General features: G+C 40.5%; 20 protein-coding genes. 6 read left to right on the forward strand and 14 right to left on the reverse strand.

The genetic code is table 11. The annotated features are described in order from the left end of the window. Positions 1-36: 36 nt before the first annotated feature. The 3 genes from KAN5_RS01415 to KAN5_RS01425 all read right to left on the reverse strand — a co-directional run bounded on the left by KAN5_RS01415 (position 37) and on the right by KAN5_RS01425 (position 4,987). The gene (locus tag KAN5_RS01415) at positions 37-480 is read right to left on the reverse strand and encodes a transposase (protein WP_244390265.1); all 444 of its coding nucleotides are present in this window, start codon (positions 478-480) and stop codon (positions 37-39) included. A 1,210-nt stretch (positions 481-1,690) separates the two neighbouring features. Further along, positions 1,691-3,841: a TonB-dependent receptor gene (locus tag KAN5_RS01420; protein ID WP_016708734.1), complete on the reverse strand. Its 2,151-nt coding sequence runs from the start codon at positions 3,839-3,841 to the stop codon at positions 1,691-1,693. A 300-nt stretch (positions 3,842-4,141) separates the two neighbouring features. Beyond that, positions 4,142-4,987 carry a LysR family transcriptional regulator gene (locus KAN5_RS01425; RefSeq protein WP_016708735.1) on the reverse strand — a complete coding sequence of 282 codons (846 nt, stop codon included), beginning with the start codon at positions 4,985-4,987 and terminating at the stop codon, positions 4,142-4,144. Positions 4,988-5,113: 126 nt separating this feature from the next. Here KAN5_RS01425 and KAN5_RS01430 point away from each other — a divergent pair, with 126 nt between their 5' ends. The 4 genes from KAN5_RS01430 (at position 5,114) to gcvP (ending at position 10,741) form a co-directional block, all read left to right on the forward strand. Then, positions 5,114-5,713, forward strand: a complete 600-nt coding sequence (locus KAN5_RS01430) for a hypothetical protein (RefSeq protein ID WP_016708736.1) — start codon at positions 5,114-5,116, stop codon at positions 5,711-5,713. A 175-nt stretch (positions 5,714-5,888) separates the two neighbouring features. Beyond that, the gene (gcvT, locus tag KAN5_RS01435) at positions 5,889-6,971 is read left to right on the forward strand and encodes a glycine cleavage system aminomethyltransferase GcvT (RefSeq protein ID WP_016708737.1); all 1,083 of its coding nucleotides are present in this window, start codon (positions 5,889-5,891) and stop codon (positions 6,969-6,971) included. Positions 6,972-7,027: 56 nt separating this feature from the next. Next, entirely contained in the window at positions 7,028-7,417 is a 390-nt protein-coding gene (gene gcvH / locus KAN5_RS01440; RefSeq protein ID WP_016708738.1) for a glycine cleavage system protein GcvH, read from the forward strand. Positions 7,418-7,849: 432 nt separating this feature from the next. Beyond that, positions 7,850-10,741: an aminomethyl-transferring glycine dehydrogenase gene (gene gcvP, locus KAN5_RS01445; RefSeq protein WP_244390266.1), complete on the forward strand. Its 2,892-nt coding sequence runs from the start codon at positions 7,850-7,852 to the stop codon at positions 10,739-10,741. A 132-nt stretch (positions 10,742-10,873) separates the two neighbouring features. Here gcvP and KAN5_RS01450 read toward each other — a convergent pair whose 3' ends face one another. The 9 genes from KAN5_RS01450 to KAN5_RS01490 form a co-directional block, all read right to left on the reverse strand. Further along, on the reverse strand, positions 10,874-11,620 hold the full coding sequence (locus KAN5_RS01450; protein WP_244390267.1) for a SprT family zinc-dependent metalloprotease: 747 nt from the start codon (positions 11,618-11,620) through the stop codon (positions 10,874-10,876). Further along, positions 11,620-14,784, reverse strand: a complete 3,165-nt coding sequence (locus KAN5_RS01455) for an HsdR family type I site-specific deoxyribonuclease (RefSeq protein ID WP_244390268.1) — start codon at positions 14,782-14,784, stop codon at positions 11,620-11,622. The genes KAN5_RS01450 and KAN5_RS01455 overlap by 1 nt, the downstream gene beginning before the upstream one ends. Before the next feature lie 37 nt (positions 14,785-14,821). Then, positions 14,822-15,886, reverse strand: a complete 1,065-nt coding sequence (locus KAN5_RS01460) for a macro domain-containing protein (RefSeq protein ID WP_244390269.1) — start codon at positions 15,884-15,886, stop codon at positions 14,822-14,824. Next, positions 15,886-16,533 carry a DUF4433 domain-containing protein gene (locus tag KAN5_RS01465; RefSeq protein WP_244390270.1) on the reverse strand — a complete coding sequence of 216 codons (648 nt, stop codon included), beginning with the start codon at positions 16,531-16,533 and terminating at the stop codon, positions 15,886-15,888. The genes KAN5_RS01460 and KAN5_RS01465 overlap by 1 nt, the downstream gene beginning before the upstream one ends. 1 nt (position 16,534) lies before the next feature. Then, the gene (locus KAN5_RS01470; protein WP_244390271.1) at positions 16,535-17,110 is read right to left on the reverse strand and encodes a DarT ssDNA thymidine ADP-ribosyltransferase family protein; all 576 of its coding nucleotides are present in this window, start codon (positions 17,108-17,110) and stop codon (positions 16,535-16,537) included. 71 nt (positions 17,111-17,181) lie between these two features. Beyond that, on the reverse strand, positions 17,182-18,963 hold the full coding sequence (locus tag KAN5_RS01475; protein WP_244390272.1) for a DUF262 domain-containing protein: 1,782 nt from the start codon (positions 18,961-18,963) through the stop codon (positions 17,182-17,184). Positions 18,964-18,965: 2 nt separating this feature from the next. Next, entirely contained in the window at positions 18,966-20,321 is a 1,356-nt protein-coding gene (locus KAN5_RS01480; RefSeq protein ID WP_244390273.1) for a restriction endonuclease subunit S, read from the reverse strand. Between the two features lie 5 nt (positions 20,322-20,326). After that, on the reverse strand, positions 20,327-22,789 hold the full coding sequence (locus tag KAN5_RS01485; protein WP_244390274.1) for a type I restriction-modification system subunit M: 2,463 nt from the start codon (positions 22,787-22,789) through the stop codon (positions 20,327-20,329). A gap of 32 nt (positions 22,790-22,821) precedes the next feature. Further along, positions 22,822-23,061, reverse strand: a complete 240-nt coding sequence (locus KAN5_RS01490; protein ID WP_244390275.1) for a transcription factor — start codon at positions 23,059-23,061, stop codon at positions 22,822-22,824. 126 nt (positions 23,062-23,187) lie between these two features. Between KAN5_RS01490 and KAN5_RS01495 the strand changes: the two genes are divergently transcribed. Together KAN5_RS01495 and KAN5_RS01500 are read left to right on the forward strand one after the other, a co-directional pair. Beyond that, a complete protein-coding gene (locus KAN5_RS01495; RefSeq protein WP_244390917.1) occupies positions 23,188-23,337 on the forward strand; it encodes a hypothetical protein in 150 nt (49 codons plus the stop codon). Continuing rightward, positions 23,273-23,455, forward strand: a complete 183-nt coding sequence (locus KAN5_RS01500) for a hypothetical protein (RefSeq protein WP_244390276.1) — start codon at positions 23,273-23,275, stop codon at positions 23,453-23,455. Before KAN5_RS01495 ends, KAN5_RS01500 begins: the two co-directional genes overlap by 65 nt. Before the next feature lie 491 nt (positions 23,456-23,946). Here KAN5_RS01500 and KAN5_RS01505 read toward each other — a convergent pair whose 3' ends face one another. After that, complete coding sequence (locus KAN5_RS01505; RefSeq protein WP_244390277.1) at positions 23,947-24,555, reverse strand: hypothetical protein; 609 nt, start codon at positions 24,553-24,555, stop codon at positions 23,947-23,949. 120 nt (positions 24,556-24,675) lie between these two features. After that, complete coding sequence (locus KAN5_RS01510; protein WP_244390278.1) at positions 24,676-25,038, reverse strand: hypothetical protein; 363 nt, start codon at positions 25,036-25,038, stop codon at positions 24,676-24,678. Between the last annotated feature and the right edge of the window lie 51 nt (positions 25,039-25,089).

The following is a 25,089-nucleotide window of genomic DNA, read 5'->3' on the forward strand; positions in this document are numbered from 1 at the left end:
TTTTATTTAAGCGCTATTTTCGTGATAAATCACGACCTACAAATAAACTGAATTCCAATATGGGTATTTACTTACTGAGCAAACTAATCCTTTTCTAAGTGGGTTGGCAAGTATGTAACGTGAAATTTGCTGGCGGTCTTCTTCTTTTCTTAAAGCATGATCGTAGTAATTCTTTTGCCATATTTTTATATTGTGGTTATTTAATTTATTTATCTTAAATGCACTACCGCCTTTAAGGTGTGCAATTGTATTAGGTAAGCTCTGAGTTCCTAGTCTTAATAAACCATGGAAATGATCTGGCATTAATACCCACGTCAACCACTTACATTGTGTTTTGGTTTCATTTATTTGTATATGTCTACAAAATAAGTGAGCGAAATTGAGATTAAGAAATAGTGGAGTTCTTGAATATGTATTAAAGGTAATAAAATACTCTTGCCCACAAATTGAATGACGACCTTTACGAAGCTCTGTCCACATAATATTTCCTCCATGAAGCTTTCCCATAAAGTATACAAAGTATTCGTATATTTGCTTCGTTTTGATAAATCACGACCTACAATTAGATTGGTGTTTACTTGTAGGTTCGGCTTTAGCTGAAAAAGCACTGAAGTTTGAGGTTACTGATCTATTTTATTTAAGCGCTATTTTCGTGATAAATCACGACCTACAATTAGATCGGTGTTTACCTGTAGGTTCGGCTTTAGCCGAAAAAAGCACTGAAGTTTGAGGTTACTGATCTGTTTTATTTAAGCCCTATTTTCGTGATAAATCACGACCTACAATTAGCTCGGTGTTTACCTGTAGGTTCGGCTTTAGCTGGAAAAGCAATGAGGTTACTAATCTGTTTTATTTAAGCCCCATTTTCGTGATAAATCACGACCTACAATTAGCTCGGTGTTTACTTGTAGGTTCGGCTTTAGCCGAAAAAGCACTGAGGTCACTAATCTGTTTTATTTAAGCGGCATTTTCGTGATAAATCACGACCTACAATTAGCTCGGTGTTTACCTGTAGGTTCGGCTTTAGCTGAAAAAGCACTGAAGTTTGAGGTTACTAATCTGTTTTATTTAAGCGCTATTTTCGTGATAAATCACGACCTACAATTAGCTTGGTGTTTACTTGTAGGTTCGGCTTTAGCCGAAAAAGCAATGAGGTTTAAGGTTACTAATCTGTTTTATTTAAGCGCTATTTTCGTGATAAATCACGACCTACAATTAGCTCGGTGTTTACCTGTAGGTTCGGCTTTAGCCGAAAAAGCACTGAGGTTACTAATCTGTTTTATTTAAGTCCCATTTTCGTGATAAATCACGACCTACAATTAGCTCGGTGTTTACCTGTAGGTTCGGCTTTAGCTGGAAAAGCAATGAGGTTACTAATCTGTTTTATTTAAGCCCCATTTTCGTGATAAATCACGACCTACAATTAGCTTGGTGTTTACCTGTAGGTTCGGCTTTAGCCGAAAAAGCACTGAGGTCACTAATCTGTTTTATTTAAGCCCCATTTTCGTGATAAATCACGACCTACAATTAGCTCGGTGTTTACCTGTAGGTTCGGCTTTAGCCGAAAAAAGCACTGAGGTTTGGGTTACCAGTAGCTTTAATTAAAGTGCTGAAGTGTTTATTAATCAGCTCCAACAAAAAAGCCGTGCTTGATTTAACAAACACGGCTTTTATAATTTTTAGCCTTTAGTTAGAAAGCGTAGCTGTAACCTAGTTGTAGAGTGCGAGGTTTACCAGGTTGAATACCACCGTTTGCGCGGTTAGCAATGTAGGTTTTATCAAATAGGTTATCAACGGTTAGGTATACTTTTTGATTGTCATCAATTAAGTATTTAGCAGCTAAGTCCCACACTACGCGGCTGTCGATTGCATTTAACCCTGTAGGGCTTAAATCTGCATGTGAGTCAGATACATAGCGCATTTGCGTATCAAATACGAAACTTGAAAGCTCAGCGCCAAATGATAAGGCAACTTGGTTTTCTGGTACGTAAGGCATTGCATCACCTTTATTTACTTGACCCCAAAGGCCTGATTCAAAGTCGTTTTCAAATGTTGAATCAGTATAGGTGTATGTCAAGCGAACAGGGAATGAAGCGCTCTGTGTTGCGAATACGCGACCTGCACTAAATTCAAAACCTTCAACAGATACTTCGCCGTAGTTGTACTGATCGCCAATGTTGTCGTCGTTACAGCCGATCGCTGCAGTACAGTTACCGTGCATGTTGTCGTAATCAGAGTTAAAGTAAATAACTTCACCGCTGAAGCCTGCGTAATCGTAACGGCCGCCTAACTCAATGTTTAAGCTTTCTTCTTCTTGTTGATCTGCATTACCAGGGGCTGCTGGCGCATAACCTTGCTGAATACCGGCAAGTAGTGTCAAGTTGTCGTTAACTGTGTAAGTTGCACCCAGTGATGGCACTAAAATTTCGGTGTCATTGCTAATGTCTTTTGTTAAGCCATTTTCACGTTTAGGATCAGACTTTGACCATTCTTCGCGAGAGATAGTGATGTCTTCGTAACGAAGGCCTGCACTAATTACTAGCGCATCTACAGTCCATTGATCCTGAATAAACAAGGTCGTTGCTTTTGCGCTATCAAAACGGTTGCTATCAGAGCCAGGTACACCTTGGCTGGTTAGTGTCATTGATAAGTCTTGGTTTAGCGTGTACTCGTCTTGCCACTGAAAGCGGTCCATTTCATCTTCGTGGTAACGCATACCAACAGTAATGTAGTGGTTACCTGCAGGAATATGTAACTCTGACTGAATCCCTTTAGCTTGATAATTGCGATTGTTAGCTTTAACGCCGATGCCTTCGATACCTTCGCTCGTTGGGTTTGCTTCAAAGTCACTGTACTGCTCTAAGTAACTTTCACTGACTTTGCTGGCTTTATACCAGTTACGATGAAAGTCATTTAAATAAGCGGTTGCTAAAAACTCATAACCATCACCAAAGCGATAGGCGTAGTTAAGTTGATAGGCATTGTGCTGAGTGTTCATTTCATCTTCTTGAGACGCAGCATAACGGCGATACGGTGATTCTTTATAATCCGCATCAGTCAGGCCCATATAGGTTTCATCAGAGCGCTCATCAGAGTACTTAACTTTCATTTCAAGGTTATGCGCTTCATTTTCGCCAAAATCAAAACCAAATTTTAGCAATAAATCATTCTTTTCAAAGCCAGTGTTGTCGCTGCCTACTGGTAACTCTTTAAAGCCATCTGCGCCGTAACTAAATACTTCAATTAAGCCAGCTGCATTGTTTTTCTTTTTGCCAAAGTAAGCATGGCCTTTGTAAAAGCCATCACTGCCAAGCTCTGCATTAACTAAGCCTGTTGAGCCTTCTGTTGGTAGGCTACGTGATACTAAATTTAATACGCCACCTGTGGTACGTGGGCCGTATTTTACAGATGCCGCACCTTTTAACACTTCGATTGACTGCATACGGCCAGTAGTTGGAAAGTAGTAAGCAGCAGGGGCTGAATATGGCGCAGGTGCAACCAGCACACCGTCTTCCATTACCGCAATTTTATCGTTACGACCAGTACCTGTACCACGCATACCAATGTTTGGGCGTAGGCCATAACCGTCTTCTTCTTGAACATATACACCAGGAACTGTGCTTAATACGCGCGAGATATCGGTGTATTCAAATTTTTGTAACTCTTCGTCACTAATAAAAGTAGCTGAACCTGGAATATCATTAATAGCAGCATGTGAGCCAATCACGGTGATTTGCTCAAATGCGTGTTCTGTGTCGGTTGCATCTTTAGCAATAGCGCCCGTGCTAAGCGATAAAGTAACCGCAGCAGCAAGTGAAGAAACAATAAACTGAGATTTCATTGAAAGTCCTGTGTTTTTAATGGAAACAAAATAAATTACCCAATTTAAACACGGTGAAAAATACGAATCAATGTCATTTACTATTTTAAACACTTATTTTATTGAAAATAAGTGTTTAGTATTGCGTTTCTTTTTTAGGTTTGTGTAATTCTGGTACTAAAGTTATTAATGCAGCAGACCTCTATTTAAAGGCGGTTGTAAAGAACGAAATTCACTTGTAATGAGGGCACAAATTAGCTGTACTTGTTAGTTTGTTGCAATAAATGCACTTATTCGATAAGTGCACAGCTCAGATCAACATTAACTCAAACGTAGGCTGATAAATTCGGCAAGTTTAGCTACGGCATGTTCAGGTCGCTCCACACGATTTATTAAGCTAATACCAATACGGCCAAGTTCGGGTAAATGTTTAGTGTGTAACTGGTAGTTTAGTTCATGCGGCACGGTACTTTTGGCGAGTACCGTAATCCCCAAACCTTCTTTTAAAGCAGCGGTAAGGCCGGTTAAATCAGCGTTACTATAACTTATGCGGTATTTTATCCCCGCTAGTTGCAGAGCCTCGATAGCACGACGACGGTATATGCAGCCCTCTGGCGCAGTAACTAAGGTGACCACTTCATTCTGTGCTAACGATAAATCGCCCACCCATACCAGTTGGTCTTGCATAAACACGGGAAACTTTTCAGAGTTTAAGTCTTCATTGAGTGCCAATACTAAATCAAATTGATCTTCCCTTGATACAGATAACAGATGTTTACTTAAACGTGATTTAACCTCTAATGACACATCAGGGTATAGCGCAATAAAGTCGCCAATAATTGAAGGTAAGATGCGCGCAGCAAATTCACTGGGAATACCAAGGCGCACTTTGCCAGTAACGTTCTCTTTAGTAAACAACTGCAAGATACTGTCGTTTTGCAATAACATTTGCTTTGCCATTGGCAATAAGAGTTCACCATATTGGTTAAGCACTTGGCGCTGACCTTGCTTTTTAAAGAGCTTATGGCCAAGCATGTCTTCAAGGCGTTTTATTTGTAAGCTTACCGCTGGTTGAGAAAGGCCTAATAATTCGCCTGCTTTGGCAAAGCCGCCTACCTCGACCACCGTGATTAAGGTGCGTAATCCATCTGTTGAAATATTCTTCATATAAAAAAATTCAATTTATAAGGTTAAATACATAATTATTATTTATCAATTGATAAGAAATTACAATTTGTTGTTGCACCTCACCCGCAATATACTTTTGTGACTATAGATTGATAGGTGTCAATAATGACTTTTACTCCGATAATGTTTGCTCGTCACAGCCAACTAGATGCGCCGCAAAGCAATATGTTGCAGGCCGAAAATAACAGTGTGGTGATCGATTTTAGCGGTACTGAAGCAATCCCATTTTTGACCACGATTTTAGGGTTGGATTTAAATAAATTAACCGCCAGTGGTTTAGGGATTAAAGGCACTTTGGATGATGACTTAAACAGCACCTATAGTTTTGCCTTGTATTACTTTAGTGAAACAGCGTTTAGATTTGTGCTGCATAGCGATGGCGCAGCACAATTACAAGCTTTGATCAGTGAGCAACAGCTACGTTATGACGTTGAATTTGTAATACGCACAGACTTAGCTACGCTAACTTTATCCGGTGAGCAGGCCTTTGATGCCTTAGTTAATGCATTTAAATTAACCCCTGGGTTGCGCTTATCAGACGCAAACAGTTGTTATGGTGCACAAAGTGGTGAAGTATTTATTACTGCCATCGAGAAACAGTCTCAACAGTATTTTCAATTGCTTGCCAAGGCGCCAGAGCTAACAAAATGGCAAGTTTATTTACAGCAACATGGCTTTGATCTGTCACTGTCAGACGTTGCTTAGTAGATTTTATAAACTGGTTGGTGTAATGAACACTTGCCAGTGTTTTTGTAAGAACAAATCGCAATTTGGGTGTTAGTGCAGTACAACTTATGTATAATCGCCGCCCATGTTATTCCCCCTCATTAAATTGAGGCCACGCCCAAAAATTGGGTTAATTATAAAGTGAAGGAATATTATGACTTCTAAAACAGTTTTACATGCAAAGCACCTTGAAGCCAACGCTAAAATGGTTGATTTTCACGGCTGGGAAATGCCAATCAACTATGGCTCGCAAATCGAAGAGCACAACGCGGTGCGTACTGATGCTGGTATGTTTGACGTTTCACACATGACCATTGTGGATGTTAAAGGCGAGCAAGCGCAAGCGTTCCTTCGTAAACTGGTTGCTAACGACGTGGCTAAATTAACTGTTCCTGGCAAAGCGCTTTACACCGGTATGCTTAACGAGCAAGGCGGCGTAATCGATGACCTTATCATCTACTTCTTCTCTGAAACAGATTACCGTTTAGTGGTTAACTCAGCCACGCGCGAGAAAGATTTAGCGCACATGGCTAAAGTTTCAGCTGATTTTGCCGTTGAAGTGACTGAGCGCCCAGAGTTTGCCATGATTGCAGTACAAGGCCCTAATGCAAAAGCAAAAACAGCGACTATCTTAACGGCTGACCAACAAGCTGCTGTTGAAGGTATGAAGCCATTTTTTGGTGTTCAAGCGGGTGATTTATTTATTGCAACAACAGGCTATACTGGCGAAGACGGTTACGAAATTGTAGTACCGAACGAGCAAGCAGCTGATCTTTGGCAGCAACTGTTAGATGCAGGTGTTAAGCCAGCGGGCCTTGGCGCACGTGACACACTACGTTTAGAAGCTGGTATGAACCTTTACGGCCTAGATATGGACGAAAGCGTTTCACCACTTGCTGCTAACATGGCGTGGACTATTGCCTGGGAGCCTGAAGATCGTGACTTTATTGGTCGTGATGTATTAGTTAAGCAACGCGCTGAGCAAAGCACTGACAAACTTGTTGGTCTAGTGCTTGAAGAAAAAGGCGTATTGCGTAGCGGTTCAAAAGTAATCGTTGATGGTGGCGAAGGGGTTATTACCTCAGGTACTTTCTCACCTACGCTTGGTTTTAGTGTTGCCCTTGCACGTGTACCACGTTCAACTGGCGAGACAGCCCAAGTAGAAATGCGTAAAAAATTAGTTAACGTAAAAGTAGTTAAACCAAGCTTTGTACGTAACGGTAAGTCAGTACTTTAAAGTATTAATTAAAAGATTTGGTGTTATCACCCAATATAAACCAAAGGAACATAAAAATGAGCAATATCCCTAGTGAGTTAAAGTATGCCTCTTCACACGAGTGGGTTCGCGACGAAGGTGACGGTACTTTCACTGTAGGTATTTCTGAGCACGCGCAAGAGCTGCTTGGCGATATGGTATTTGTTGAATTACCAGAAGTTGGTGACGAAGTAGATGCTGGCGAAGACTGTGCAGTAGCAGAGTCTGTTAAAGCAGCATCAGATATCTACGCACCAATCAGCGGTGAAATCGTAGCAATCAACGAAGATCTTGAAGATGCACCAGAAACGGTAAACAACGACGCTTACGGCGACGGTTGGTTATTCCGCATTAAAGCATCTGACGAGTCTGAGCTTGAAAACCTGCTTGACGCTGAAGGCTATGCACATACGATCGACGAAGACTAATTATTAGTTTTATTCGATATTAAAAGCCCCAGTGATACCCAAACCCCTTGAGGATACAAAATTCAGTGGGAATTTAAATTGCTTTAGGTAAGGCAACTGATTGAAGGTCTAGTGGACTAAATCGAAATCAGTTAACGCAGAATAAAGCAATTTAAAACCCACCGCTTCGGGATGTGTGAGCAATATCACTTCATCGTTATATTGATTTAAAAGGGAATGCCATTCCTGCATCAATATGCCTTGAATTGAAAATGCTCACAGCATCCTGAATAAAGTATTATCAAGCGGTTTGGGTATCCAGACGGGGCTTTTATGATTTTATCGCTTACCTTCCCATACGTTGTAAGTCATTAAATCAAAAAGCTTTTAAGTTATTGCTAGTTACCCATTAGTGATAACCATTTATTTTTTGGATCATAGGAATCTGGACAAATGTCAAACGCCAAATCTCTTGAACAATTAGAGCAAACGCAAGATTTTATTCGCCGTCATATTGGGCCAAGCCCAGCACAAGTAAGCGATATGCTAAGTGCTCTTGGAGTATCGAGTGTTGAAGAGCTGATCGGTCAAACTGTACCTGCAAGCATCCGCTTAGAGCAAGGCCTAACTGTGGGCGAGAGCCGTACTGAAGTTGAAACACTAAGCTACTTAAAATCAGTAGCCAGCAAAAATAAAGTGTTCAAATCATATATTGGTCAAGGCTACCACCCAACTCACGTACCACACGTAATTTTACGTAACGTACTTGAGAACCCAGGCTGGTACACAGCGTACACTCCATACCAACCAGAGATTGCTCAAGGGCGTTTAGAGTCATTATTAAATTTCCAAACTATGACCCTAGACCTGACAGGTCTTGATTTAGCAAGTGCATCATTACTTGACGAATCAACCGCGGCTGCTGAGGCGATGGGCCTTGCAAAGCGTGTATCTAAAGCTAAAAAAGCCAACATCTTCTTTATTGCAGATGACGTACACACACAAACAATCGACGTTGTAGCAACCCGCGCAGAGCAATTTGGTTTTGACGTTGTGGTAGGTCCTGCCGCAGATGCAGTTAATCACGAGATTTTTGGCGCGTTATTCCAATACCCGTCAACATCAGGTGAAGTGGTAGATATCACTGATTTAATCGCTGGCGTACAAAGCAAAAAAGCGATTGCCTGTGTTGCAGCCGACATCATGAGCTTATTACTACTAAAAGCACCGGGTAAACTAGGCGCAGACGTTGTACTTGGTTCTGCACAGCGTTTTGGTGTACCTATGGGTTACGGCGGTCCTCACGCGGCATTCTTTGCAACGCGTGACGCTTATAAACGTTCACTTCCAGGTCGTATCATTGGTGTATCTAAAGACCGTTTAGGTAACGACGCATTACGTATGGCAATGCAAACGCGCGAGCAACACATTCGCCGCGACAAAGCCAACTCAAACATTTGTACAGCGCAAGTATTACTTGCCAATATGGCAGCGTTTTACGCGGTGTACCACGGCCCACAAGGCTTAAAAACAATCGCACAGCGTATTCATCGCTTTGCTGATATTTTAGCTGCTGGCTTACAAGCTAAAGACGTAGCACTTAAGCACAGCTCATGGTTTGATACCCTAACGATTGTTAGTGATAACAAAGATGACGTAGTAGCACGTGCAGTTGCAAACGGCGTTAACTTTGCAACTAACCACGATGGCGAATACTCAATCTCAGTATCAGAGACCACAACACGCGCAGACGTGGCAGAGTTATTCGACATCATCCTTGGTGAAGGCCATGGTTTAAGTGTTGATGCAATTGCTGCTGACATTGAAGCGAACGGCAGCGATTCAATCCCTGCAAGCCTAGTACGTGATGACGAAGTGCTAACGCACCCGAACTTCAACTCGTACCACAGCGAAACTGAGATGCTGCGTTATATCAAGCGCCTTGAAAACAAAGATTTAGCACTTAACCATTCAATGATCTCGTTAGGTTCATGTACTATGAAGCTAAACGCGACCGCTGAGATGATCCCAATCACATGGCCTGAGTTTGCTAACCTTCACCCATTCTGCCCGCTAGACCAAGCAGAAGGTTACCAAATCATGATCAATGAACTACATGATTGGTTAGTTAATATTACTGGTTACGATGCCGTATCACTGCAACCAAACTCGGGTGCACAAGGTGAATACGCAGGCTTAATCGCCATTCGTAAATACCATGAGTCACGTGGCGATGCACACCGTAATGTATGTTTGATCCCAAGTTCAGCGCACGGTACTAACCCTGCATCTGCACAAATGGCGAGCATGAAAATAGTGGTTGTTGATTGTGACAAAAACGGTAACGTTGATATGGCTGATCTTAAAGCGAAAGCTGAAGAAGTATCAGAAAACCTATCATGTATCATGATCACATACCCGTCTACGCACGGTGTATACGAAGAAACAATCCGTGAAATTTGCGACATCGTGCACCAGCACGGCGGCCAAGTTTACATGGATGGCGCAAACATGAACGCCCAAGTAGGTGTTACTAGCCCAGGTTCTATCGGCTCAGACGTATCGCACTTAAACCTGCACAAAACGTTCTGTATCCCGCACGGTGGCGGTGGCCCAGGTGTTGGCCCAATCGGTGTTAAATCACACCTAGCGCCATTTATGCCTAACCACAGCGTAATTAACGTACCTGGCACTAATGTAGGCAACGGCGCGGTATCAGCAGCACCATACGGCTCAGCAGCTATTTTACCTATCTCATGGGCTTATATCACCATGATGGGCAGCGAAGGCCTTAAACAAGCCACCGAAATGGCGATTGTGAATGCTAACTACTTAACTCATGAGTTAAGCCAGCACTTCCCAATTTTATACCGTGGCCGCAACAACCGCGTTGCTCACGAATGTATTGTTGACTTACGTCCACTTAAAGAGCTTTCAGGCATCACTGAAATGGACGTAGCTAAGCGCTTACAAGATTACGGCTTCCATTCACCAACGATGTCGTTCCCTGTTGCGGGCACGTTAATGATTGAGCCGACTGAGTCTGAGTCTAAAGTTGAGATCGACCGTTTCATCGAAGCGATGGTATCAATCAAAGGCGAAATCGACAAAGTGATCTCTGGCGAATGGTCTATCGAAAACAACCCGCTAGTGTTTGCACCGCATACACAAGGCGACGTACTTGGTAACGAGTGGGATCGTGCATACGACCGCTTCTACGCTGCGTTCCCAGTACCAGCCGTGGCTAAAAACAAATTCTGGCCTACAGTAACGCGTATCGATGACGTATACGGCGACCGTAACCTAGTGTGTTCATGCCCAGCGGTAGAGACATACAGAGATTAATTTTTAGATGATCAGAGTTATTATAGTTTGGGAATGATAATTATAGATTGGGAAAGTTATTAAAGATTGGGAATTCTTTTCCCAAACTATAACTCTAGAAAAGGTGAGCAAATAAGCTCACCTTTTTTGTTTCTAATAACTCCAGTCTTCATAGGCCAGAGGCAAGCTATTAAGTAGGTTTCTGCGTTCACGCCAGTTAGGCATGTGTTTGTCCATGAGAGAGCGGAATCTGTCATTATGATGGCGCTCTAGTAGGTGAACTAACTCGTGGGCAAGTATAAACTCCATGCATTCTGGAGGTTTCTTAGCTAGTTCTAGGTTTAGCCATATACGCTTAGCTTGAATATTGCAGCTTCCCCATTTGGTTTTCATCTTTTTGATGTTAATAGAACCAGCGTTTACAGCTAGTTTTTTTTCCCATTGAGGTAATAACTTCTCAAGTGAGCGCTGCATTTCATCACGATAGAAACGGTTAAGTAGTTTGAGTTTATTGTCGGTTGACGTATTTTCTGCAACAGATAAAACTAAATTACCGTTGCCTTTTGCAGTAACCGCATATTTCCCTTGCGCTTCAACAAGCTTTAAGCGGTATTTTTTACCCCATAAATAGTGGCACTCTCCATTAACCATTTCACGAATTGATTGGCGTTCTTGGCCTGCAAAGTCAGCTTGCTGTTTCTTAATCCACGCAAGTTTGTTAACGATTGCCAGCCGAATCTTTTGTTCACTTGTATCGTTGGGGATAGACAATCGTACTTTGCCGTTTGGCGGTAGCACGCTTAAGTGAATGTTTTTAATGGCTCTGCGATTTAGCTCTACATCAATGTCACCAATGCGAACTACTTCAACGCTCTGAGCATTGCTTTTAGTATGGCGCACTAATGATATTCCTTCTGAGCTTTAATTAGCTCCATAACATCAACAATATTGATGTTATAATCAGCCGCTTCTTGTCGCACTGCGTTGGCTATCTCACGTTCTTTAAATCTATCTCCTAGCCAATCGGCTTTTTTAGTGTAGCGAACAGCGGTATCAATTTTAGTTGTAAGTACTTCATCATTACCGAAGTTATCATAAATTGCTTGTTTGGCTGGCGTATCAACAGAAGTGGGGTAGCTTTGATTGCTATTTTCAGTCGGATTAACCACTTTCTTAGCGAGAGCTTTAATCTGCTCTAGATACTCTTGATAGCTGATAGCTTGCTCTCTTCGCTGCTTAATTATTTCATCGAGCAACGTTGCCATGCTGTCGAAGTACTTAGGGTTTACAGGATTTTCATCCACAATAGTTTTTCTGACGTTATTCTCTATGGCTTCTGCCATTGCGTCTTCGTTATCACGCAAGCCTTCAGGTAAATTTTCTAAGCTTTTGCCCTTGTTGTTTACAACTAGATCGATCAACCCCAACTCTTCAAAATCCATAAGCTGTTCACTGTCATCAGCTCGAATATACATATCAAGTAACTGACGCATAGCAGGCTCAAACCGCTTCATTTCGAGTAGATCGCCACTGGAAAGCTTTACCTCATCTCGTACTTTCTCAAAGTACGCGACTTCCTTTTTAATATTTTTAGCTTCTTCAAAGGTGTAACCAGCTTGCTCCATTTCATTGGCAAGGTTAGTGTAAGCGCGGATGAGCTTAGCTACCGATTGATATAGAGTTAAACGCAGTGCTTCTTTTTCTGTGCGCTCATTTTCATCTTTAGGTTCAACACCAGACTCACCACAAAAATAATGAATAAAATCTTTAGTATCTCTAGGTGCTTTCACTGGCTCACATAACACTCGTACTGCCTCCAGTGCATTATCTAAATCTGCACGAGACTCTTGTAAGCGATCTTTTAAAAGCCCTTTAACATCGTCAGCATCGTAGCCATCAAATGCTTCTGCTGTGTAATCTTTAATAGCTTTATCAAGTGATCGGAACAAGTCTTTATAGTCGATAATGTAACCGTAGTCTTTATCTTCACCATCCAATCGGTTTACCCGGCAGATTGCCTGAAATAGGTTATGATCAGCCATTTTTTTATCGATATAAAGATAAGTGGCAGAAGGCGCATCAAAGCCAGTGAGCAGCTTATCTACAACAATCAGCAGGCGCATTTGCCCCGGCTCTTCAATAAAGCGTTTCTTAACGACTTTTTCGAACTCTTCAACACGCTTAGCGGCTTCATCTTCACTTTGCTCAAAGTAATCAGCTAACATCTTGCGATAGGTGTCATACTTAAACAGTTTTTCGGTTAACCCTTCACCAGATTCTTCACCTTTTATCGAACTAGCAGCAGGTTGATAACTGGTCACTACCGCACATTTACCAGCAAGATCTGTTTTAGAAAACATCTCATAAACCATGCAGGCTTGATGGACGCTAGCGCACACCAACATGGCGTTGCCTCTACCAGACATCAGTGCAGGCTTTCTTTTCATATCAAGCCATATATCCATCACAATACGTTCTAGTCGTGACTTACTAGAGAGCACTTTTTGCATGGTGCCCCATTTTTGTTTGAGCTGCATTTTGGCAAGGTTAGATAAGCCTTCGGTATTAGCATTAAACCAAGTATCAACGCCTTTCTCAGATGTTAAGTGTTGATCAATATCTCTGGCTTCATATCGAAGGTCTAACACCACACCGTCACTTACGGCTTCATCAAATTTATAGGTGTGAATATAAGGGCCAAAAACTTCTAAGGATTTCTTCTTGTCCTTCTTCATCAGTGGTGTACCGGTAAAACCTATAAACATGGCTTCAGGCCCCTCTCCCATACTAAATAGGGCCTTCATTGCTTCGTGCAGTTTACCCGATTGAGTTCGATGACACTCATCGACAAACACAAACAAGTTACCTTTTGCGGCAAAGTCACTTGGTAGGTTTTTGGTTAATGCCTCAAGGTAATCTTTTGTTGCTTCATCATCGTCTTCTTCTGTAACTGCTTCACCATTTCGACCAAACTTATGCACGAGTGAGCAGAACAACCAAGGGTTAGGTTGATTAAGCGTGGCAACCAAATCCCGTCCGCTTTTTGTACGATAGATCTCTTCATCAACCCCAGAGAATACTTTTTCTATTTGTTCGTCTAATTCGGTTCGGTCAGTAACAATAAGCACTCGTGAATCCGTTACATTTTCACGTATCCACTTAGCAAGCCAAACCATAGTTAAGCTTTTGCCTGAACCTTGCGTGTGCCAGATAATGCCATCATCGTGCGTTTGAACGTGTTTCTGTGCGGCTTGGATGCCGAAGTATTGATTGTGTCGGCATGTTTTCTTTACCCCAGCATCAAACACAATAAAGTCATGAATGAGTTGCAGGAATCGCTTTTTGTCGCACAATTGTGCGATATGAGTGTCGAGTAAGCTCTCAGTTGTAATGTCTTCTGCTGGAAGTGGGTTGGGGTTTTCTTTACCAGCGCACTCTTTCCATTTGAGGTAGTATTTTTCTGATGTTTCTATGGTGCCGTAACGGACACCTTGAGTATCGTTACCCGCCATTACTAGCTGCATAGTGGTAAAGAAGTTACGAATAAACGCTTTCTTTTGATTGTCTAAGTTTTGGCGAATACCTTCACTGACTGAGACTGAAGAGCGTTTTAATTCAATTACACCAAGCGCGATGCCATTTACATAAATCACAATATCAGGGCGTTTTTTCAATTCACCTTTTACAGTGACTTCTTCAGCAATGGCAAAGTCGTTAGCTTCTGGGTTTTTCCAGTCAATTAGCCAAACAGTCTGGTTTTGCTCACCAGCACCTTCTTTTTCTTTTACGCCATAGCGCAGTAGGCGGTAAACATCTTTGTTTGCATCAAAGAGCTTTTTACCTTCGCCAAGGGCTGCGGCTGTATCGAGTTGGCGTAATGTGCGGTTAATCAGCGCATCAGAAATTCCACGACCTTTTAGCCATTTTATGAGCAGGTCTTTTTCAATATTGCTGTTACCTTCACGGTATTCCCAATTACCTAAGTAGTTGTAATTAAGCTGTTCTTTAAAAAACTTAACCACGCGGTTTTGGGTTTTTCGTTCTAATTGACCGACATTGCTCATATAGTTCCTTTATATTCTTTTTATTGGACTAACTTATTTAACTTAGTTTTTCCAAGCTAGATAAAGCAAATTCAATTTCTTTATCACCAAATAGAGTTAATTTTCGTTGTGCCCACTTTGCCCCAGCAGGCCAATTTGCGATGCCTTGCTTAATAGACTCAACATTCTTATCACATCCTTGTCTAGTAACAAGCCAATCTACTGTCGATAGAAGCTCAAGACCAAAAGGAGATTCAAAGCCATTAATTACTTCACTTGCTTTTTCTAATGCAGGTAAATACTCTTTCGCCTCGGTACTTAAGTAGGTCGAAACTTTTTGCCTCTCTTTTTCATTGAACCAGATGACATCTAAAGGATCACAATCAGGAATACGTTTATCTGATTTCAAATAACTACCATCTAAAGCATTTAACAAGTGCTCTAGGTTGTTGGCATAGGGTCCATAATAATTTGCTTCGAAGTTGAGCTTTAATTCATTTTTCAAGCCAGAATTCTCAATGGTTCTCTGTAAAAACCAAGCTAACTTTTGAATTTCTAGCAGGCTACACTCCATGCCTAATATCCAATAACGTCTTACCAATTCTGCAACTAACGCTCTTGCAGGGGTTAGTTTCTTTACACCTGCTTTTTTGGCTACATTTTGATATTTGCTGGTAGGTTCAAATACAATAATATTTGTGTTTTCAATATCAGATAATGCTTTTTCTATTTCCAATTTCACCTCAGGCCAAGATAGACCACCTTGCCCTGCGCCAAGAGGAGGAATTGCTATAGAGCTGACATTATTATTTTCTATAAAATGGCGAAGATCGATTAAACCATCTTGAACCCATTCCATTTTAGATTTTGCACGCCAATGCTGCTTGGTAGGGAAATTTACAATCCACCTAGGCCCCATTAGTTCGCCTGTTTCAGTAACAAACATTTTGCCCGTAGTTACCTGCTTAGCTTTACATGCACTTGCATATTCTGCCATATTTTTAGGAAAACGTTCTTTAAACATTAACGCAATGCCTTTCCCCATGACCCCTACAGTATTCACTGTATTAACTAGTGCATCAGCGTTAGCTTCGAGTAAATTACCTTGTGTATAAGTGATCATTAGAAATACCATCCCGGACGTACAATAACGTCCAAATTCATATTGCGTTGTTGAATATGCTGTTTTAATTGTTGTTCAACTTGGGCGTTGTAACAAGCTATGCCTAATAAAGCATTTATTGGACAATGCTGTTTGATTAATGCCTCAGCTTGATATCGCTCGAACTTCGCTGGGTCATTCAAATCTCTAGCAAAATTCCTTGCTTGTAAAATAGGCCAATCTACCTTACCTAAGTGGCTTAAGTCAGAATAGAAATTAGCCCATTGATAGTAAGCATGCATGTCTGTATAGACAAATTCCAAGTTTAATTGTTCAACTTTATGTAATGATGATACCAAAATAACGATATCTTCGTTAGCCCTCTGAATAACGCCTCGCCCTGACTTTATGTTTAGCAACATAGGTGAGAAAGGAGTAAAGTAAAAAGGCACATAGTCATTTAATGAACCAAAAGGAGCAATCGGGACAGGGTGAGTTGCTCGTTTTTGTATTAACTCCGAACTACCAATTGCTTCCCAATTAGGTGACTGCACCTGACTATTACCACAATACAAACCGTTATCTAAGATCCACGGTATATTGTTGCGATGCACTATGCGCCAAATTAGCGCTTTTTGTGGGTTAAGAGTTTGACTATAGTTATACAATTTACTCACCAACAAACATTGCAGAATTAATGTCTACATGACAATTTACTCTATGTGAATTCACCAGCCTATCTACAACGGCTTTAACTCGAGCATTTTTAACATAAATACAGAATATTAAGTTAGGGTTTACACTAGTAGGCGACAAACACTCAGCCATACATGTCACTTTGCAAGCTCTATAATCATAATCTCTTTCTTCCATCAATTCCCAATCAATCGCTGCAAAGCCAGCATCATAATCTAAAATTTGATAACCCTCTTCAGCTAAAGGGTGTGTAGGAACAATTTGCCACCCATTTGCTCTAGCAGTAGCTCTCTGAATAGCAATTAAAACAAAATCTTTGTTTGGGTGAGCACGCTGCACACCATAATCAAATGGATTTTTGGCAAAAAAGTGAAATGGCACATAACGGTCTAAGTGATGGTTAGCCCTAGAGTCTAATATGTCACCATCCGCAACATCATCAAATTCTTCATTACTTAGCTCACACCTTGGTTGCAAACCATGCTGAAGAATCGATGCTAAGTTCTCTAAAGCGGTTAAATGATATAGTAATCTTCCATCTCTAATCATTATTCATTCCTTGTATCGTTTTAAATTAAACTGACTAACATTACTCATAAGAGATCCTTTCTATTTACTCATCAACACCATGTCTTGTTTACAAATTGTAGTATTGCTTCTTGACGATTTTTGATCGCGGTAATATCCCACTTTTGTGTTTCTTCTGAAATATAACCTTTAAGCTCACCTTGGCTTAAATAAGTGGAGCTTTCAGAAAATTTTTGCCACTTATCGTCAAATTCGCCGTCTTTTTTCGACGAGTTAGACGAAATAGTATCGATAACCAAATTACCTAGCTTGTGCAAAGCGACATCTTTAAACGGTTTAGGTTCATCGTTTTCATTCCAATAAACCATTTGCTCGGATAGTTGACCATTTTGCGCAGCAATATGCTCAAGGCTTAATTTTTCGGCATGGTTGCTTGGTGTCACTATTTCTCGCCATGACAATTTTGACCATTTATTTTGTCCCTTATTACCTTCGCGCAGGTAATTTTCATAACGCCATAAAATATACAAGGCAGCTTGCTTGTGATTATGGTAAAAATTGGCACTTTGCAAATTAGCAGCTACACGGCTAGGCAAATTCCACCAGCCACTCATCGCAGCCAACTCTTTAAATAACCAGTCAAAATCATGAATATTAGACGGCGTTGCTTGGTCGTTTGTGTTGAATTTTTTAGCTATCCAAAGTAAATGTGACTGACCTGCATTCGCTCTTAGGCTCGCGACTCCATAAGCACGTAGACAGAAGACTTCGAGCAAGTGGCAAACTTTTTTAAAATTAGTTTTGTCTGGTGAAGTATCTAATTGATAGGTTTTTATTAGTACTGGCCAAAACAAAGCTAGGCGGTTTAAGACCACTAGATTTGAGAATTCTGGATAACGTTCAATCGTTTTATAGGTAGTAAGTATATTGCAATAACATTGCTTTAAATCAGAAACAAATTTACCAACCCAATTAACAACGGTTTGCGCACCTTCAGCTTCAATTGCGATGATTTTTTTTCTGATGAGCTTTTTAGGTTTTAAATAATCGTCTCCCGTCCAGTTAAAATAGCCGGAGCAAAAATACGATAAGATACTGTCTTCATTTGGTGTTCTTGGGTAATGTTCTAACTCTTCAATCGCTCGAAAAATCGTCTCAAAATGCTTATGCATCGTTTCAAGTTTAGCTTCGCTGTCGTTATGGCAATTTAAATGTACGGCATGCATCAAAAAGCTTTTGACTGTTTCTAAATTACTGAGCTTTTTACCTCGATCATTTTGAAATTCAAAAATTTGCGTCGCGGTCGCTAAGTCATTAATAACGTAGGCAAGTACCTGAGCGTTTCGCAATAACTCGATCATCGGCTGCCACTCTTCGTTTTTTATATTTGCGCTAAAGTAATCTCGCGCAAATATAAGTTTTTGTGCCGAAAAGGTAGTAGCAACTTCTTCAAAATCATCAATGTTTAACACCGATGCGCGATAGCAGTCATTGTCTACGCCAACGGTTTTAAATTTTTGTCCTAGTGCATTGTGGCAAATATAATTTTGTTGAATTGTGTCAGCATCGGCTATTTGCACGCCTTGCAATAACGCTGTAGCAATGAACGTAACAATGGTGGTTAATCTTTGCTGGCCATCAACAACATCAACCAAAATACAGGGTTGTTGTTCACCTTTACGGTGTAACAGTAAGGTGCCAATAAAATACGGCTTCTTACTATCATCGGTATGCGATTTTAGTTGATGGCGTAAATCGTCAATAAATGTCTCTAGCTGCTCTTCTTCCCACACATACGACCGTTGATAATTTGGAATGGTAAATTTATGTTGCCTAAATAACGCATCAACAGTGGTTAATATGTTATCGCCCATCGTTAAGCTTCCTTGTCTTTATTAAATGGTAAACGGGTGCGACCTGTGAGTAGCTCTTGCATCATGCCTTTTTTGATTTGGCGGGTTTTCGCTAAACGCTGTTCAAGGGATTGGATTTCGTTATCCATATCCGAGAGGATTGTGGCGATGGCGGTTTGTTCTTCTAAGTTATTTGAAAATGGAAACTTCATACTTTTTACTTGTGAGAAGTTTAAGCCTTCACGATTTCCGCCTGCTTGATAGCTATCAATTTGGTTCTGCCCTGACTCTGAATTTATCAATGTTTGTAGAATATAGGGATGCGCTTTTTGGCTAATTACGCGGATAATACAAACATGCTGATTAACGTTGCCATTAACTACTTTTTCAGAAGCTAACGCACAACGACCAATAGAAGCACCTGTTATATTAAGTAGCACATCATGCAACTTTATTTCGGAGCCTTTAAAGGTATTGTGAGTTTCTTCTGTAATGAAAGATAAATCTGTTAGACGAAGCTCTCCCCAACCCACATTTTGACTTCGCACAAATGGTCGACCACTATCCACATAAACTGATGAGCCACCTGTAGGCGTTTTCCCACTTCCAACTTTAATTGAACACTCTTCGATACTTAAAACATCCCAATCCTCAGGTATTTCGCCTAGTTCGCTGGGTTTTGTGCCTTTTGGCTGGCCCTGTTTTTCGCCTTCGGTGTATGTGGCGAATTGGGGTAAACGGGTTTTGCCTGTCAGCAGTTGTTGCATGGTGGCGGTTTTAATCGTTTGTTTTTTCGCGATCAGCTTTTCCAATTCCGTCAACAGCGCATCAACATCGGACAAGGCATTGGCAATGGCAGTTTGTTCTGACTTTGATGGTAACGGTAATTTTATACCTTTTATAATTCCTGAGCTTAAATTCTCTTGCCCACCAGAGTTACTTAATTCCCGGATATCTTCATACATGTAATTTAGAGTATGTAGTATATATTCTCCAGAATCGCTAGAGTTTACTTCTATTGCTGCACATGCTTGATTAATAGACGCATCTATAGTTAAAGCTCCGGCTTTACCACGAGTTTTTCCTTGTCCATACATCGCCATTAGAATTGTGCCTGCTTTGCACATTTTGGCTGAGGAGCTTTCTAACCCTTTTTTAGTGATAAATTCATTGGCATAGCTAATATCATTACCGTTTATTAGTGTGGTTGTAACCCAAGGAATATCCCCGTCCCAAAAATCTTTCACTTTACGATTTGGGGTTCCACCTGAACTTACAGACGCAATTTCTCCAATCGCTTTTATATCCCATTCTTTCGGAAAAACGCCATGTTCAGTCAGTTCATATCCATCGGGAATCGAGAGTGGTAATTTGCTCATATTTGTTACCACTCCAAGCCCATTGCTTTTAAGTGGCCTGCCACTTTATCGCTAAGGTCATCAACCGATTTAGAAAGGGTTGGTAATGGTGTGCTGTAGCGCTCTTCCAGTTGCTTAACACGGTTTGCCATTTGTTGGGTAACGCGCTCAATTTCAGCAACGATATTGGCTTGTAATGTGGCTAGCCACTTGTCATCGACAATCAGGGCTTTGATTTCATCAATATTAAGTTTTGGATATCGGTTAAATACGCTTAAATCCAAAGCTTCTTGTGCTTCTTTGACCGCTTTTTTCGCAGCCGCTTCGGCATTAAACAACTTGGTTGCATGTTTCAGCGCTTTAACTTCATCAGCATCGGTTGCTAGCTTAGTTCTTGCAGCAACGCTGGCTTTGGTGATTTTGTCTTTCTCGTTGATAGCTTCAACCAATAAGCCATCTTCAGCGCCATGTTCCTCAAGGTAACTTTCCAGTGCTTGAGTGGCTTCATCTTGTTTGGCTTGCAGGGAATCAACTTGCGTTTGTTCGTCAGCAAAGTAACGGGCAACGATTAGGCTTGGTGGAATAATCTCGGCTTTGTACTTTTTCTTATCGATGATTAAATCAGGTGTTTCTTTAAGCTTTTCGCCTTTTTTAGCCACTAACTCACGAAGGGTATTACCTGCTTGCCAATCGTCCTGCACCAATACATAGACATCGTCCTGCATGGTATCAGCCCAGTAATCCATCAGGATTTGGTAAATATCGTATTTGCTTAACAGGTCACTATTGGAATAGCTATTTAACAAGTTCTCTGAAATGTTAAAGATAAAGTTTTTCGGGTTATCGCCTACTTTAATCTCTTTAAGTTTTGCTTCTGGAATCCACTGTTCAAATGGTAATAAGCTACGGGCGGCAAAATCTTTAAATTCTTGGTGGGCTAAGATAGTGCTTTTAACTTGGCTTGCTTCAACCAGTGCATGGCTATAGCTTTCACGTTCAGGTTTAAATAATGTTGATCGAATACTTGGGAATACCTGCCAGTAATGCTCAAGCGCGTCAATGTCATGGTTTGGAATACCGCTTTGCAGGTGAGCGCTTAAATCGTGTAAGTCTTCTGGCTCAGACGAGTCGATATAACGCGGGATGTTAAGGTTGTAGTCGTTAGCGGCAATTTCATCAATTTCGACTAAGCGGCTATAACGCTCAAGCTCTAAGCCTTTGTTAAACACATCAACAATTTTATGAATGTCTTGACTGCGTAGGCGGTTTTTGTTGCCATCTTTGATGAATCCTTTACTGGCATCAATCATAAAGATTGGGCGACCTGAAACGGTTGGTAACTCTGCATCACCTTCGTTAAAGCTAGTAACCGCTTTTTGCGCGTGCTCCTTATCAATCACGATAATACAGGCAGGAATACCAGTGCCGTAAAACAAGTTGGCAGGTAAACCAATTATGCCTTTTACGTAACCTTGTTTGATCAGGTTTTCACGAATCGTAGCTTCAGCATTACCACGGAATAATACACCGTGCGGTAAGATCACCGCGCCTTTACCAGTGCTTTTTAAACTTTTGATAATGTGTAATAAGAAGGCGTAGTCACCGTTTTTTTCTGGTGGAATGCCCCAAGTAAAGCGATTATATATATCCGCTTCTGGGGTTAAGCCACTGGTCCAGTTTTTATTCGAAAATGGTGGGTTGGCTACCGCAAAATCAAACGTTTTGAGTTGGTCAGGGGCATCTTTCCATTGTGGGTCCGAAAGCGTATTTCCTTTCCAGATCTTAGCCGTGGTGTTGTTATGTAAGATCATGTTCATACGGGCAAGTGCGCTGGTGGCGTTATCCATTTCTTGACCGTATAGCGTTAAGCCGCGCTCTGCTTGATCGCTGGCTTTTAACAACAATGAACCTGAGCCGCAAGTAGGGTCGTAAGCGGTGGCATCTTGAGGTGTGTCTTCTTTAATGCCGACCACTTTGGCGAGGATTTGCGACACTTCCGATGGTGTATAGAATTGGCCTTTAGATTTACCTGATTCTGTTGCGAAATGGCGCATTAGATATTCGTAAGCGTCACCTAATAGGTCATCACCGCCAGCACGATTAGAAGATAAGTCTAAGCCTTGGAAAATACCGACTAGCTTGGTTAGACGATCTACCATTTCTTTGCCTTTACCGAGCTTGTCTTCATCGTTGAAGTCAGCAACGTCTATTATGCCTTTAAGGTCGTTTTCTTCGGCTAGAGCTGCAATGATCTTATTAATTTTATCACCAATTTCCTTGTCGTTTTTGGCGGTAATCATATCGTCATAGCTTGCGCCTTCTGGCACGACAATCATGCCGTATGGGTCGCCTTTGTATTTATCGCTAACGTACTTCATGAAAAGCATGGTTAGCACGTAGTCTTTATACTGGCTGGCATCCATACCGCCACGCAGTTCGTCACAGCTTGCCCATAATGATGAATAAAGTTCTGTCTTTTTAATTGCCATGTGTGTTCCTTTAAATCCTTGTGCCTGAGCGGTTAGAGCAAGTCGGTGTTTAAGCCTGCGGCTTTTAAACGATGAGTGAGATTACGCATTTTAGAAAATTCAGTGCCAAAGCTTGGTTTAAGACCTACGCCTTCGCAAAACTCTTTGGCAGTCATGCTTTTTAAGCTATCTGCGTATTTGATCATTTGCAGATGCAACTCAGTGGTGTACTGATTGCGAGGCGCATCATCTAATGCATGTTTGATATGGTCGAAGATCGCTTGCTCGTTCATAAGACTATTCTTCTTTTCGATAGTAATTTATCTAATTTATATAAATTAGCTAAATAAGCAAGGCGTACAGGTGTTATTGTACAAATTAATTGTGTCGATGCGATCTCATTAGGTAGTTACAACACCATAATGGATACAGTACGTCATCAAGTTAGCCCTAACGCGGTGGTTATTTGTGGCGCATCTAAAATTACGAGTTTGGCGAATAACTTTGAAATACTCATCATGGCCACAGGTGCAAAAAAGTCAGTTAATTCATGCCAAAAACACAGATGAAACAATACCTAAAGTAGAGCAAACAACAAAAGCTAAAGCTGTTGTATCTAGTCAAAGTGATATTTTTGATATTCCGGCTTTTATACGCAGTCAATCACCAGCTCCCTCTGTTAAGTAGCTTCACAAGGTTGCCACCAATCTAGCTCTGCGTATCTGTGCTCAGTTATTTGGTTGTTCTAAATACTACCAAAGCAATTGTAATGAGGATCAGTAAAGAACCTGACATTTGTATCTTGCAAAGAAAAATTAGCTTTTATCTCTTTAACTATATGCTTTTTAAACAAGCTTTTGTCTAAATAAACGTAAGAGCTATTTTGCTCAGCATTAAAAACAACTCGACCTCTGGGAAAGTTGTAGTAGTCAGTATTGTCTAACATTAAACCAAACAATTTATAAATATTATTATCTTCCCACTCAACTTGGTGTTGCAGCGTGCTATCAATAAATCCAAGTTGATCTGGCTTTAAGTCGATAGCACTTTGAGCTTTAGAGACTAATTTGCATTTCGCCCAGTAAAGCTAGAGAAAATAACCTTATAGACGCTTAAAAAGCCTGTAAGTGCATAATAGTTTAAAGTAATAATGCAAATCTAGCATAGAGTGTGTCACTTTAAATATTAAATATTAACCTATCAGTTATAATTACCTTAAGTTTCTGGAGGTCTTGGTGTTTATTTTTCATTGAGTGAGTAACAGAATTGAAATTTTTTCGGTCTGTAGCATGCAAAATTTTATTTTTTTCACAATCTAAAAAGTAAACAAATTTCCCTGATTCGAATGCAATACTAATTCTTGCAGCCCAAAAACGACCATCATTACCGCCTTTGTGGAAACCTGTAATTAACACCTCAGTGCTTGCGAGTATGTGTTTGAAGATTACATGATCAGCAATACCCATAGGGGTATATACCGAATCAAAGCGCGTCATAATACAATTTGTAACTCTTAAGCCTGAATTTTTAGTTAATTTGGTGTTTGTTACACCGATTAAGTGAACATTTTGAGTATCATGTTTTAAAAGAGCAATTTCATTGCCTGATTTAACTAAATCAAAAATGCCAAGCTTTTCTAAAAGAACTAGCTTTTTATTAGTTGAAATACTGAAATACTGAGCCGAATTAACCTCTTCTAAGTTAAGGTTATAGTCAATATTAACCGTGCTGCTAATAGGCTCATTTAAAGCTACAACAGTTTCAAAAATATCATCATAAAGGTTCATAGGAAGAGCCTAATTTTAGCTGTAACAGACATTAAGATACCATGATAGGTTTCGAAATTATAAGAATGACTGCACAAAAAAACGCCATAGAATTGGGCGCTTGGTAGTATTTAATTTGCTCTAAATACTACCAAAGCAATTGTAATGAGGATCAGTAAAGAACCTGACATTTGTATCTAGCAAAGAAAAACTAGCTTTTATCTTTTTAACTATATGCTTTTTAAACAAGCTTTTGTCTAAATATACGCAAGAGGTATTTTGCTCAACATTAAAAACCACTCGACCTCTAGGAAAGTTGTAGTAGTCAGTATTGTCTAGCATTAAACCAAACAATTGATAAATATTATTATCTTCCCACTCAACTTGGTGTTGCAGCGTGCTATCAATAAATCCAAGTTGATCTGGCTTTAAGTCTATAGCACTTTGAGCTTTAAAGACTAATTTGTGTTCAACAAACCAAAAGATGCCAACTTTGCTATTCATGAATGGCTCCTAAATTTATTCTTCCTAACTAAATTCAGCCAAATCTTAATT

Origin of the sequence: Pseudoalteromonas sp. KAN5 (assembly GCF_022846535.1) — a bacterium.
Lineage (GTDB): Bacteria > Pseudomonadota > Gammaproteobacteria > Enterobacterales > Alteromonadaceae > Pseudoalteromonas > Pseudoalteromonas haloplanktis.